Source organism: Dactylosporangium sp. NPDC051484, assembly GCF_040689395.1.
In the GTDB taxonomy this organism is placed as follows: domain Bacteria; phylum Actinomycetota; class Actinomycetes; order Mycobacteriales; family Micromonosporaceae; genus Dactylosporangium.
Genome location: NZ_JBFAZX010000001.1, coordinates 615,360 through 627,916, shown reverse-complemented (window position 1 = coordinate 627,916; position 12,557 = coordinate 615,360). Strand labels below are relative to the sequence as shown.

The 12,557-nt window shown below is 72.7% G+C and carries 12 protein-coding genes; 5 read left to right on the top strand and 7 right to left on the bottom strand.

The window, feature by feature from the left end; all coding sequences use genetic code 11:
• Positions 1-37 precede the first annotated feature (37 nt).
• Complete coding sequence (locus AB0367_RS03120) at positions 38-1,171, bottom strand: Fic family protein (protein WP_366224473.1); 1,134 nt, start codon at positions 1,169-1,171, stop codon at positions 38-40.
• Positions 1,172-1,367: 196 nt separating this feature from the next.
• Here AB0367_RS03120 and trpB point away from each other — a divergent pair, with 196 nt between their 5' ends.
• The 3 genes from trpB to AB0367_RS03105 are packed head-to-tail and all read left to right on the top strand — an operon-like array spanning position 1,368 to position 4,018.
• A complete protein-coding gene (trpB, locus tag AB0367_RS03115) occupies positions 1,368-2,513 on the top strand; it encodes a tryptophan synthase subunit beta (protein WP_366224653.1) in 1,146 nt (381 codons plus the stop codon).
• A complete protein-coding gene (gene trpA / locus AB0367_RS03110; protein WP_366224472.1) occupies positions 2,510-3,226 on the top strand; it encodes a tryptophan synthase subunit alpha in 717 nt (238 codons plus the stop codon). Before trpB ends, trpA begins: the two co-directional genes overlap by 4 nt.
• 3 nt (positions 3,227-3,229) lie before the next feature.
• On the top strand, positions 3,230-4,018 hold the full coding sequence (locus AB0367_RS03105) for a GntR family transcriptional regulator (protein ID WP_366224471.1): 789 nt from the start codon (positions 3,230-3,232) through the stop codon (positions 4,016-4,018).
• Here AB0367_RS03105 and AB0367_RS03100 read toward each other — a convergent pair.
• The 4 genes from AB0367_RS03100 to mca form a co-directional block, all read right to left on the bottom strand.
• The gene (locus AB0367_RS03100; protein ID WP_366224470.1) at positions 3,998-4,633 is read right to left on the bottom strand and encodes a hypothetical protein; all 636 of its coding nucleotides are present in this window, start codon (positions 4,631-4,633) and stop codon (positions 3,998-4,000) included. The two genes, AB0367_RS03105 and AB0367_RS03100, sit on opposite strands and share 21 nt — an antisense overlap.
• Positions 4,634-4,726: 93 nt before the next feature.
• Positions 4,727-7,213 (bottom strand): bifunctional diguanylate cyclase/phosphodiesterase, encoded by a 2,487-nt coding sequence (locus AB0367_RS03095; protein WP_366224469.1) that lies wholly within the window; start codon positions 7,211-7,213, stop codon positions 4,727-4,729.
• 229 nt (positions 7,214-7,442) lie between these two features.
• On the bottom strand, positions 7,443-7,700 hold the full coding sequence (locus AB0367_RS03090) for a hypothetical protein (protein WP_366224468.1): 258 nt from the start codon (positions 7,698-7,700) through the stop codon (positions 7,443-7,445).
• Between the two features lie 5 nt (positions 7,701-7,705).
• Complete coding sequence (gene mca, locus AB0367_RS03085) at positions 7,706-8,575, bottom strand: mycothiol conjugate amidase Mca (protein WP_366224467.1); 870 nt, start codon at positions 8,573-8,575, stop codon at positions 7,706-7,708.
• 113 nt (positions 8,576-8,688) lie between these two features.
• Between mca and AB0367_RS03080 the strand changes: the two genes are divergently transcribed.
• Positions 8,689-9,117, top strand: a complete 429-nt coding sequence (locus AB0367_RS03080) for a DUF4307 domain-containing protein (RefSeq protein ID WP_366224466.1) — start codon at positions 8,689-8,691, stop codon at positions 9,115-9,117.
• 102 nt (positions 9,118-9,219) lie between these two features.
• Complete coding sequence (gene greA, locus AB0367_RS03075; RefSeq protein WP_366224465.1) at positions 9,220-9,720, top strand: transcription elongation factor GreA; 501 nt, start codon at positions 9,220-9,222, stop codon at positions 9,718-9,720.
• Between the two features lie 67 nt (positions 9,721-9,787).
• On the opposite strand, the gene ilvA is transcribed toward greA, so the two are convergent.
• Together ilvA and AB0367_RS03065 are read right to left on the bottom strand one after the other, a co-directional pair.
• A complete protein-coding gene (gene ilvA, locus AB0367_RS03070; RefSeq protein WP_366224464.1) occupies positions 9,788-11,017 on the bottom strand; it encodes a threonine ammonia-lyase in 1,230 nt (409 codons plus the stop codon).
• 138 nt (positions 11,018-11,155) lie between these two features.
• Positions 11,156-12,544 carry an amidase family protein gene (locus tag AB0367_RS03065; RefSeq protein ID WP_366224462.1) on the bottom strand — a complete coding sequence of 463 codons (1,389 nt, stop codon included), beginning with the start codon at positions 12,542-12,544 and terminating at the stop codon, positions 11,156-11,158.
• Positions 12,545-12,557: the final 13 nt, after the last annotated feature.

The window sequence follows — 12,557 nt, the reverse complement described above, 5'->3', positions numbered from 1 at the left end:
CCCCAACCCTCTCACGGACGGGACCGCCAGTAGGCCGTCAGTAGGGTTCGGTCAGCGGGGCCGTCAGCGCGGCGGCCTCCGTGTCGGCGGCCTCCTTGAGCCGGCCCGCCGCGACGTAGGCGAGCGTCTGGCCATACCCGGTCGAGGCGACAAGGCCAGCCCGTTCGAGCCGGCGGATGTCACGAATGGCCTGGTCGCGCGAGATTCCCTCCTCCTCCTGGTAGGTCTCCCGGCGCAGCCCGCCACTCGCCGCAGCGTAGAGCGCGGCGACAGCACGGTCGGCGAGACCCGTGTGCCCAGCGATGACCTCGGCTTGGTGCCAGACCGCGGCGCTGAGCTTCAGCCGGCGGTCCACAACCTGGGCCTGCTGGTGATGCGCGCGAAGGCAGAACCGTATCCAGTCGTGCGCGCTCCGGCTCGGCTGATACGACCCTTGGCTCGTCTCCCGCAATGCGCGGTAGTACTCGTAGGTGTTGACGTCGAATCCGAGCCACTCCTCAATCGAGCAGAACTCTGGATACGTCCGGCCGTCGCGGGCGATGACGAGCGTCTGCAGGCAGCGTGCCATGCGCCCGTTGCCGTCGCGCCACGGGTGGATCGCCACGAGGTTGAGGTGGGCCATGGCCGCTCGGACGAGCGAATGGGCACCGGGGTCGCCTGTCTCCAGCCACTCGACGAGTTCGCGCATCAACGCGGGCACGTCCTCGGCCGCAGGCCCCACGTAGGCCGGCGCCAAGGGGTCGGAGCCGGTGACCACGATGCCGCCGCGGCGATAGCGCCCCGGCGACTTGTTCTTCCAGAACCGCAGCATCATGAAGTGCAGCGCGGACAGCACCATCTCGCCGTGCGTGAAGAAGTCCATCTCCGGCGTCTGCAGCACCCAGGTCAGCGCGTCGCGATACCCGGCCACGGCCTCCCGCGAGTCCTCGGGCACGCTCGCCGGTACTGCCGCACGCTCCACGATGGCCGCAACGGTGCTCAATTCGACGGTGTAGCCCTCGATGCTGTTCGACCCCATGATTGCCCCAGCCAGCTGGCGTTTCCGCAGCCCGCCGACCCACTCCTTGACGGCGTTACCACCGGTCGAGCGGGCGAAGTTGGCGTAGAAGTCGTCGATCTGGGCCAAGACGCGCTCGTCGTCGCTGTCCAGCCTCGGCGTCGAATACAGCATGCCTCGATGCTACAAGGATCGTAGCATCGAGGGCGATCGAACGAGCATAACGGCGACCTCGGCGCCGTACCCAGGTCTCGACAAGCAGGTTCGCTCGTGTCACAGTTCTAGAACTGTTGACTGTTCTAGAACTGTGGAGGGACTCGTGGGTGAGGTACTCATCCGGCCGCGGCGGGGCGTCGCACGAGGGCCGGTCATGGGGGATCCTGGGGCGCTCGGGCGGTTCGGGGAGTACGGCGGGCGGTACGTGCCCGAGTCGCTCGTCGGGGCCTGCCGCGAGGTCGAGGAGGCGTTTCGCGAGGCCTGGGCCGATCCGGCGTTTCGCGGCCAGCTCGACCGGCTGCTCGCCACCTACGCGGGCCGGCCGACGCCGCTGACACCCGCGGCGCGGCTCTCGGCGGAGCTCGGGCTCACCGTGCTGCTCAAGCGCGAGGATCTCACGCACACCGGGTCACACAAGATCAACAATGTGCTCGGGCAGGCGCTGCTGGCCAAGCGGATGGGGCGGCGGCGGTTGATCGCCGAGACCGGAGCCGGGCAGCACGGGGTCGCCACCGCGACGGCGGCGGCGCTGTTCGGGCTCCAGGCCACCGTGTTCATGGGCGAACGGGACATCGAGCGGCAGGAGCTCAACGTGTTCCGGATGCGCATGCTCGGGGCCGAGGTCGTGCCGGTGCGCGGCGGCGGGCAGACGCTCAAGGACGCCACCAGCGAGGCGATGCGGCACTGGGTCGGGGCCCTCGGCGAGGCGCACTACTGCATGGGATCGGTGCTCGGACCCGCGCCGTACCCGTGGATGGTCCGCGAGTTCCAGCGCGTCATCGGCGATGAGGCGCGCCGGCAGTGCGCGGCCGAACTGCCCGCCGCGGTGCCGGACTACGTGGTCGCGTGCGTCGGCGGCGGGTCGAACGCGGCCGGCACGTTCGCCGGGTTCGTCGGCACCGCGGCGCGGCTGGTCGGGGTCGAGGCCGACGGCGGGGCCGGCGCGAGCAGGGGGCGGCTGGGGGTGCTGCACGGCGTGCGCTCGATGTTCCTGCAGGACGACGACGGGCAGATCAGCGAGGCGCACTCGATCGCGGCCGGGCTCGACTACCCGGGCATCGGGCCGGAGCACGTACACCTGCGCGACCTCGGGCGGGCGCGGTACGTCACGGTCACCGACGACGAGGTGGTCGAGGCGGCGGTACGACTGGCGCGCACCGAGGGCATCATCGCCGCGCTCGAGTCGGCGCACGCGCTCGCGTGGGTCCTGCGCGGGGAGCTGCCGTCGGGCTCGACGGTGCTGATCACGCTGTCGGGGCGTGGAGACAAGGACCTGGCGACGCTGCGGGAGGCGCTGTGAAGCTGCTGATGCCGTACGTCACGGCCGGCGTGACGGCAGACTGGACGCAATACGTGCGCGCGTTCGCCGCCGCCGGCGCGGACATGATCGAGATCGGGCTGCCGTTCTCCGATCCGACGCTCGACGGGCCGACGATCCAGGAGGCGACGGCCGCGGCGCTGGGCCGGGGCGCGACACTGGATCGGATTCTTCATGAAGTATCGGAGATCTCGGTTTCGGTACCGCTGATCGCCAGCACCTACGCGAACCTCGTGATCCGCGAGGGCGCTGCGAGGTTCTGCCGCCGCCTGAGGGACGCCGGCGTAAGCGCGCTCATCGTGCCCGACCTCCCTCTTGAGGAGTGCGCCGAGGTGGCCGACCACATCGACCTCGTCCTGCTCGCCTCCCCCGCCACGCCGGACGGCCGGCTCGCCGAGATCGGCCGGCGCAGCCGGCGGTTCGTCTACGCGCTGACGGTCATGGGCACCACCGGCGAGCGCGACGAGCTCGCCGCCTCCGCGGCCGCGCTGGCCGCCCGCATCAAGCCCCGGACCGAACTGCCGGTCTTGTTAGGATTCGGCATCTCCACGCCCGCGCAGGCGGCGGAGGCGGCAGGCCTCGCCGATGGCGTCGTGGTCGGGGCCGCCGTCATGCGCCGCGTGCTCAACGGGGCCGGCCCGGCCGAGGTGGGGGCATACGTGGCCGAGCTGAGGGCAGCGATGTCAGGAGGATGACCCTTGGTCCGTGACGGCGGCGAGCCCCGCTACCGCGCCATCGCCGCCGACCTGGCCGCGAAGATCCACGCCGGCGACTACCCGGCCGGTTCCGCGCTGCCCGCGCAGCGGGAGCTCAGCAGCGCGTACGGCGTGACGCTCATGACGCTCCGCCAGGCGCTGCGGCAGCTCAGCGACGAGGGGCTGATCGTGCAGCAGGCGGGGCGGGGCACGTTCGTGTCGCCGCCCCACCTCGCGTATCGGCTGGGCTCGCTGCGCAGCCTCGCCGACGACCTTCGCGAGCAGGGGCACGCGGTGCGGACCGTGGTCGTGGCGGCCGGGCTCGCCGTGTCGGCGGAGCTCGGGCCGCGGGCGCTGCGGCTCGAGCGCGTGCGGGAGTTCGGGGGCCGGCCCTCGGTACACCAGATCTCCTGGGTCCCGGCCCCGCACGGCGAGCGGCTCCTCGGCGTCGACTTCACCGTGGTCGCCCTCTATGCCGCGCTCGCCGACGCCGGGGTGGCGGTGGCACGCGCCTCCGAGACCGTGCGGCCCGCGCTGCTCGATCCGGTTTCCCAGGTGTACCTGCACAGGCCCGCCGGCACGCCGGTGTTCGTGAGCGAGCGGGTGACGTACGCGCTGGACGCCACCGCGGTGGTCGCCGACCGCGCGGTGATCCTCGGTGACGCGATGGAGATCCGCGCCGAGCGGGCCGCGACCGGCCTGTCGATGACGTGGTCCGGCGCCGCGCGAGCCGGCTCGGCGCCCGAACCGGCCGGGTCGCGGACAGCCGGATCAGACGTGGCCGCGCAGTGACTCGTCGTACGTGACGGCCGGAGCGCCGCCGAGCACGTCCTTGGCGGCCCGCTCGAACGCCGTCGCCTCGCTGCGCTTGCGCAGCTGGACGGTGACCTCGCCGCAGGGCGCTCCCCCGTCGAGGCGGGCGATCGCGCCGGCCGGCAGGAGCGCCACCGCGTCCGGCCGCCCGGGCGGCTTGGCGACGACCCCGACGACGGTGCCGACCAGGCCGTGCCAGCCACGGGTCAGGGCGACATGGTCACCGATGCGCAGCCCGCGCCCGTCGACGGCGAGCACCTCGGCATCCTTGTCGGGGACCCGCCCCTCCAGCAGCGCGGCGCTGCGCAGCGCTGGGCTACGCAGCGCAGTCGCCACCGTCGCGTGCGCCAGCGTCACCTCGAAGGTCGCGACCCCGACGTCGTGCAGCGCCTGGTCGCACTCGACCGCGGCGGTCTGTGGCAGCGCGGCGAGCCGCTCGATCTGTTTGGGCGTGATACGCCCGGCGAGCCGCATGTCGGCCCCGCCGGGCAGGTAGGCGAAGCGCTCGCTCCCGCCGAAGCGATCCAGCACCACGAACGCCGCGACCGCGGCCACGGCGAAGCCGAACGCGCTGGTCAACCCCCGCCTGCTCACAAGGGGTGACGGTAAGGCAACACGGTGCCGCGCCGTCGCACCGCCGCCGGTGTGTCGGGCTTTTGGGGTTTTCACCACCTGGCCGAGCGACGCTCAGACGGCACCCTCGGCGCGGAGGTGGCGGCGTCGCACCTGGCGGCGTTCGCGCAATACGGCCAGCAGGGCGTCCGGGGACATCGGCGGATAGAAGAGGAAGCCCTGCGCGGCCGAGCAGCCGAGCTCGGTCAACCGGGCCCGCTGCTCCGGATTCTCCACGCCCTCCGCGACCACCCGCAGGCCCAGCCGGCGCGCCAGGTCGACCGTGGCCTGCACGATCGCGCCCGGCTTCGGCGCGTCCAGCATCTGGGCCACGAACTCGCGGTCGATCTTGACCTCCTGGACCGGCACGCGGGTGAGGACGGTGAACGCCGAGTAGCCGGTGCCGAAGTCGTCGACCGCGAGCTGGACGCCGAGGCGGCGCAGGCGGGCCAGCACGTCGTCGATGACCGGGGAGTTGGAGAGCATGACGGTCTCGGTGATCTCGAGGACCAGCAGCTCGGCTGGGAGGCGGTGGCGGCCGAGCAGTTCGCCGACGGTCTCGGGCAGCTGCCGCTCGGCCAGGCTGCGCGCCGAGATGTTGACGGCGACCGGGACGGCCAGGCCGGCCCGGCGCCAGCCCGAGGCCAGGATGATCGCGCGCTCCAGCACCCAGTGCGTGAGCGGGCCGATGAGCTCGCTCGCCTCGACGGCCGGCAGGAACTGGGCGGGCGAGAGCTTGCCGCGACGCGGGTGCCGCCAGCGGATCAGTGCCTCGGCGCCGGTGATCTGGCCGGTGATGGTGGATGCGCCGGCCGGCCCGGCGAGCGCGACCGCGGGCTGCAGCTCGAGCGTGAGCTGCTCCAGGCCGGGCGTGTTGGCGGCGAGGGCCTCGCGCAGCTCGGCCAGCAGAGCCAGGCGGTCGGTGCTGGCGTCGTCGCGCGTCGCGTCATACCAGGCCACCGGCTGGGCGCCGTCCTTGGCCTGGTACATCGCGATGTCGGCCCGGCGCAGCAGCTCGGTGATGTCGACCGAGCCGGCCGCGGCGACCACGACGCCGATCGACGCCTCCTTGGACAGCGTGACGCCGTCAATGCGCATCGGGACGGCGATCTGCGCGCCGAGCTTGCGGGCGCGCTCGACGGCGGCGGCGAGGGCCAGGTCGGCCTCGCCGACAGCCAGGTCGGTGATGAGGATCGCGAACTCGTCGCCGCCGAGGCGGGCGTGCAGCTCCCCGGCGTTGCCGGAGTCCAGGACCCGGCCGGCGATCACCTTGAGCACATCGTCGCCGGCGGTGTGCCCGAGGGCGTTGTTGACCTCCTTGAAGTCGTTGACGTCAAGCAGCAGGAGGGCCACCGGGTCGCCGGGAGCGCGGGAGCCGAGCCGCAGGTCGCCGCGGGCGAGCAGGGCGGCACGGTTGAGCAGGCCGGTGAGCGGGTCGTGCACCGCGTCATACGTGGTCCGCTCGCTCATCGCGCGCAGCTGGTCCTGGGTGATCGCGTCGTGCAGGGCGGCCGCGAGCGCGTCGCCGAACGTGGCGAGCATCAGGCGGTCCCGGGCGCGCCGCGGCTCGGGACCGGCCAGGTGCAGCTCGCCGACCGCGACCGGGCCGACGGTCAGCGGACGGGTGGTCACCGGACCGCAGAGCGGTTCGCCGTATGCCCGGCCACCGGCGAGCACGATCCGGGCGGCGGGCACGCCGAACAGGCGCACGGCGCCCGCGACGCCGGCCAGCGCGGCGTCGCGCTCGTCGAGACGGTTGAGGTCGCGGGCCACCTCGGCGAACTCGGCCCAGGTGCGGCGCTCGTCGTCCTCGCCGAGCCGGTTGGCGTAGAACTGGTGCATCAGCCACAGCACCGGTGGCAGGAACAGCAGCAGAAAGCCGCTGGTGGCACAGGCCCAGACGATCACCAGGCCGGTCGCGACGTTACCGACGAGCACCAGCGCGGTGCTGCCGAGCATCGATCCGGCGACGGCGCGCACGGTGCCGCCGCCGGTCGCCACGAGGCGGACGGTGACCAGCGCCACCGTGACCAGGTAGTAGACGACCGCCGCGGCCACCAGCGCGGCGATCAGCCCCGGCGACAGCCCGTCGCCGGGGTCTCGCCCCGGCGCGGCCCCCGCCACGAGCGCGCCGAGCGCCGCGGCGACGGTGAGCGCGGCGACGCCGTAGACGACCTCCCGGGCCGGCCGGGCGTGACTGGCACGCCGGTCGACGGCGTGCAGGGCGGCATGCGCCGCAGCGAACCCGACGAGGGCGACCGGTGGCACGAGCGCGGGCGGCAGGCTCGCGCACAGCACCACGACGGCGGCCTCGCCCCATGCGAGCCGGGCCAGCCCACCACCGGCCCGCAACCGTAGCCAGGCCAGCTGTGACACCATCGCCACGGCGGCGCCGGTGAACAGGGCGACCGGCACGGCCGGCAGGCCGCTGCGTCCGAACCGACGCAACGCGGCGCCGACGGTGTCCTCGGGCAGGCCGAAGGTGATCACGAGAGCTGCCGACACCGCCAGGGCGGCGGCGAGGACCAGCGGGGCTACCAGGCGGAGCGGCAGCGGTCTCATCGCCGGGCCGAATCGACCGGGGGCAATGAGCCTCGGGGCCGGCGCCGGTGCGCCGGGTGCCGGGCGGCCGAGTGGGCGCGCGTCGGGGCACGCACATTTGCCCCCTTCCCTGGCCCAGGGATGCGCGATCGGCGAAATGGAACGCGCACCCCGAGAAGGCTAAGCCACGGCGGAAAGAGGCAACAGAGGGCAGTGATGTGTTTCTAACTCAGATCATCGACCGGCGTGCTCAAGCAGGCGTCGATTTGTCCAGCCGATCGGGGCCGGAATCGGCACGATCGCCGAGGTCCGCGCCGCCGGTGCCGCGGCCGGCGTCCGGATCGGGGAATTCGGCCGGCAGGCGGCGGATCCGCGCGGTCATGTTACGGATCAGGAAAATCGTCACAATGCCCAGGATCACGATGATGAACAGGCCCATGGGACCGGCCAGGCCCCCAGACCGGGTGTCACCGAAGTTGTTCTCGGCAAGAATGTCCAGCGCGCCCATACCGTTCACCTTACGCCAGCGAAAAGATCGTCTTCGGGCATGTTCGACTCGACATACGACTTGACCAGCTCGTAGTCCTCCGTCGGCCAGATCTTCTGCTGGATCGGCAGCGGAACGGCGAACCAGAACCCGTCCGGGTCGACCTGGGTGGCGTGCGCGCGCAGGGCGTCGTCGCGGACCTCGAAGAACTCGCCGCAGGGCACCCGCGTGGTGACCCGCTCGGCGGGGTCCCGCCGGTCCGGCTCGTCCCAGTTCTTCATCCACTCCGCATACGGCGACTCGCCCGTCGCCTCGAGCATCGCCTCGTGCAGCAGCTGGATGCGGGCGCGCGACCAGCCCATGTTGTAGTACAGCTTCAGGGGCTGCCACGGCTCACCGCGGTCCGGGAAGCGGCTCGCGTCACTGGCCGCCTCGAACGCCACCATGCTGATCCTGTGCGTCATGACGTGGTCGGGGTGCGGGTAGCCGCCCTGCTCGTCGTAGGTGGTGATCACGTGCGGGCGGAACTTGCGGATCAGCTCGACCAGCGGCGCCGCGGCCTCCTCGGGGTCGACCAGGCCGAAGCAGCCCTCGGGCAGCGGCGGCAGCGGGTCGCCCTCCGGGTAGCCGGAGTCGACGAAGCCCAGCCACTCCTGGCGGACGCCCAGGATCTCCCGCGCCCGGTCCATCTCGGCGCGGCGGATCTCGGCGATGTTCTCCCAGATCTCCGGCCGGTCCAGCTTCGGGTTGAGCACGCTGCCGCGCTCGCCGCCGGTGCAGGTGACGACGAGCACGTCGACGCCCTCGGCCGTGTATTTCGCCATGGCCGCCGCGCCCTTGCTCGACTCGTCGTCCGGGTGTGCGTGCACCGCCATCAATCGCAGCTGCTCGCTCACGAGCTCTCCCTCACGGTCTGTCCGGCCCCGCTGGCCGCCCCGCCGCGGGGCCGCCCCGGGTAACGACCCTATTGTGGTTGGAACCTCCGACAAAACGACGAGGACGCTCACCCGTGACCGACCCGCGCAACGAGACGCACGCCACATCCAAGTACCCGCCCGGCCGATACGGCCGGCGCCGGGAGCCGCAGCCGCGCCGCCGCTGGTTGGTGTTCGCGCTGGCCGGGCTCGTCGCGCTGGCCGGGCTCGCGATCGCGGGACGGCTGTACACGCAGTACGGGCCGCAGGACTACGAGCCGCAGGTTCAACGTTTCTACAACGTGACCGACGACGGCGTCACCGTCGAGTTCGTGGTGCGCAAGGACCCGGACAAGCGCGCGACCTGCAGCGTCCGGGCACGCTCGGCCAGTGGCCAGGAGGTCGGGCGGGCCCAGGTCGACGTGCCGCCCGGCGCCGAGGCGTTCGTCACATACCGGCTCGCCACGAGCGACCGGCCGGTCACGGCGGAGGTCCCGGCCTGCGGGCCGCTACAGTCGAGATGAAATGACCCGACGGTAACGCCCCAGCAAATTCAAGTGGCTGCGGTGATGCGAGTCACTGGTACTTTGGTGGTTTGACCAAGCGTGCCCGTAAGGAGATCTTCAGTGTCGACCACCGACGGCGACCAGGCCACCACCTGGCTGTCGCAGGACGCATATGACCGGTTGCAGGCCGAGCTCGACGAGCTCATCGCCAACCGTCCGGCGGTAGCCGCCGAGATCAACGCACGCCGCGAAGAGGGCGATCTGCGTGAGAACGGCGGCTACCACGCGGCGCGCGAGGAGCAGGGCAAGGCCGAGGGCCGCATCCTGTACCTGAAGGAGTTCCTCCGCAAGGCGGTGGTGGGCGACGCCCCGACCACCGACGCCGTCGCTCCCGGCACCGTCGTCACGATCCAGTTCGACGACGACGAGGACGACACGGAGAAGTTCCTGCTCGGCTCGCGCGAGATCGCCGCGACCACCAACCTGACCGTCTACAGCCCGGAGTCCGCGCTGGGTCGGGCGATCCTCGGCACGAAGCGCGGCGACGCCGTGACCTACACGGCCCCGAGCGGCGCCGCGATCAAAGTGAAGGTCATCGACTTCGAGCCGTTCGCCGGCTGATCCCGGTATCGCACGCCCGTCGGCGCGCCCCTCACATCGGCTTGAGGGTGCGCGCCGATCGATCTTTCTAGATGTCGAAGGTCACTGTATAGCCCGCCGAGCGGAGGGCGCCGATCAGCCGATCGGAGTGCTCGGCGCCGCGGGTCTCCACGGACAGGCCGAGCTCGACCTCGCCGAGCGCCAGGCGCGAATCTTGGCGGCGGTGAGCGACGTCGACCACGTTGGCGCCATGCTCGGCGATGCACGTCAACAGCTTCGCCAGGTGGCCTGGGCGATCCCCGCAGCGGACGGTGAAGGTGAGGTAGCGCCCGGCGGCGGCCAGGCCGTGCTCGATGACGCGGGCCATGAGCATCGGGTCGATGTTGCCGCCCGAGAGCACCGCGACGGCCGGCGTCTCGACCTGCACGACGCCGGCGAGCAGCGCGGCCACCCCGACGCTGCCGGCCGGCTCGACAACCATCTTGCCCCGCTCCAGCAGCATGAGCAGCGCCCGGGAGATGTCCTCCTCACTCACCGTGACGATATCGTCGACAAGCTTGCCGACGTGGGCGAAGGTGAGGTCGCCGGGGCGGCCGACCGCGATGCCGTCGGCGATGGTGCCGAACGTGTCCAGCCGCACCGGGCGGCCCTGGCGCAGCGACGGCGGGAACGCGGCGGCGTCGGCCGCCTGCACGCCGATGACCCGCACGTCGGGGCGCAACGACTTGATCGCGACGGCGAGGCCCGAGATGAGCCCGCCCCCGCCGACCCCGGCGATCACGGTCTTGACCTCGGGCACCTGCTCCAGCAGCTCCAGGCCGATCGTGCCCTGCCCGGCGATGACGTCGGGGTGGTCGAAGGGGTGAATCAGCACGGCACCGGTGCGCTCGGCAAACTCGTGCGCGGCGACCAGGGCCTCGTCAACGGTGGAGCCGGCGAACTCGACGGCCGCGCCATACCCCTTCGTCGCCGCGATCTTGGGCAGTGGCGCGCCGAGCGGCATGAACACGGTGCTGGCGATGCCGAGCAAGGCGGCCGCGAGCGCGACCCCCTGCGCGTGGTTGCCGGCGCTGGCGGCCACGACGCCGCGCTCGCGCTCCGCGGCGCCGAGGCGGGCCAGCCGCACGTACGCGCCGCGGACCTTGAAGGACCCGGCACGCTGCAGGTTCTCACACTTGAGCCACATTGGCCCGCCGAGTTTGGCGGTCAGTGGCCGGCAGGGCTCCACCGGGGTCAGGCGGGTCACGCCTGCCAGCAGTCGCCTTGCCGCTTCGACATCGGCGAGCGTCACGAGCTCCGATGGGACGGCGACGGTCATGCCCCGATCGTGCCACCATCCCCGGGAATCGTCAGAGGCACCGGCGACACCGCGGCGCCGCCCTGACAGGTCCCACAGCCGGGCCACCCGGCCGTACCGCGCACTCGTCACCCGGGCGATCAGCGGCGATCTCCCCGATCACCGGGGCCGGGCCGCCGTCCTCGGCCAGCCCGGCGCGTGCCGCCGCCAGGGCGCGGCCTGCTCGAGCTGGCCGGCGAGGGCGAGCAGCAGCAGCTCCGAGCCCGGCTGGCCGACCAGTTGCACGGCGACCGGCAGCCCGTCGTCGCGCACCCCGACCGGGAACACCAGGGCCGGGAAGCCGGCGAAGTTCCACGGCGCCGCATACGGCGCGTAACGCACGTTGGCCACCATGTTGGCCGCCCACGAGCGTGCCGACCAGCGGTCCGCGACCGGCGGCGGGCCGGCCAGCGCCGGGGTCACCAGCACGTCGTAGCCGCCGTCGTTGAACCAGTTGCGGCACCGCTCCCGCCAGGCCGCCCGGTCGCCCTCGCGAACCAGGCCGCGACGCAGCGCCGCCTCGCCGAGCGCCACATGACGCCGAGTGCGCGGCTGCAGCGCCGCGCGATCGAGGCCGTCGGCGTCGAGGCTCGCGCCGCCGAACCAGGTGGCGAGCACCTGGGCGGCCAGCGCCGGCGGGTACGCCGGGTCGGCACGCACCGCGCCGTGCCCGTGCGCCAGCAGCAGCCGAACGGCGTCGCTGAGCCCCTTGCGCGCGCCGGCGTCCGGGAACACGCCGGCGACCGGGCTGCGCAGCGAGACGGCCACGCGCAGTCGGTCCGGCGGGGTGAGGGCCCGGGGAGTATGCCCAGCGAGCACCGCATACCCCAGGTGCGCGTCGGCGACCGTGGTGGCCAGGATGCCGTTCTCCGCCAGGCCGTACCAATCGTTGGAGCCGATCCCGGCCGGCACCGCGCCCCGGCCGGGCTTGAGCCCGACGATCCCGCAACACGCGGCGGGGACGCGGATCGAGCCGAGCCCGTCATTGGCGTGGGCGATCGGCACGAGGCCGGCGGCGACCGCGGCGGCCGACCCGCCCGAAGAGCCGCCGGGCGTGCGGTCGGTCCGCCACGGGTTGCGGGCGATGCCACTGGCGTCGTCGGTCGTCGCCCAGGTGCCCAGCTCCGGCATCCGAGTCACGCCGACCACGACCGCGCCAGCCCCGCGCAGCCGCCGCACCACCTCGTGGTCGCGGTCGGCGACCGCCCGCCGGGCCGCCGCCGAGCCGTTCCAGGTCGCCACTCCGGTGACCTGGACGTTCTCCTTGACCGCGACCGGGACGCCGGCCAGGGCCAGGTTGCCCAGCCCGGGCTGGTCGTCGACAATCTCCGCCTCGGCGATCGCCTCGCCAGCGCGCACTTCGCGGAACGCGCCGATGATGCGGTCATACGCCCGGATCGAGTCGAGGTGGTCGGCCACGACGGCGGTCGCCGAGGTGTCGCCACGCCGGACCGCGCGGGCGATCTCCCTGGCCGTGGTACCCACCCAGCTGGTGGAGCGCTGCAGCATGCCGAACACCCTT

Bases quoted from the DNA above. Each gene is read 5' to 3' on its own strand.
- AB0367_RS03120 (WP_366224473.1), bottom strand. From the start codon at position 1,171: ATGCTGTATTCGACGCCGAGGCTGGACAGCGACGACGAGCGCGTCTTG.
- trpB (WP_366224653.1), top strand. From the start codon at position 1,368: ATGGGGGATCCTGGGGCGCTCGGGCGGTTCGGGGAGTACGGCGGGCGG.
- AB0367_RS03095 (WP_366224469.1), bottom strand. From the start codon at position 7,213: ATGAGACCGCTGCCGCTCCGCCTGGTAGCCCCGCTGGTCCTCGCCGCC.
- AB0367_RS03090 (WP_366224468.1), bottom strand. From the start codon at position 7,700: ATGGGCGCGCTGGACATTCTTGCCGAGAACAACTTCGGTGACACCCGG.
- ilvA (WP_366224464.1), bottom strand. From the start codon at position 11,017: ATGACCGTCGCCGTCCCATCGGAGCTCGTGACGCTCGCCGATGTCGAA.
- AB0367_RS03065 (WP_366224462.1), bottom strand. From the start codon at position 12,544: ATGCTGCAGCGCTCCACCAGCTGGGTGGGTACCACGGCCAGGGAGATC.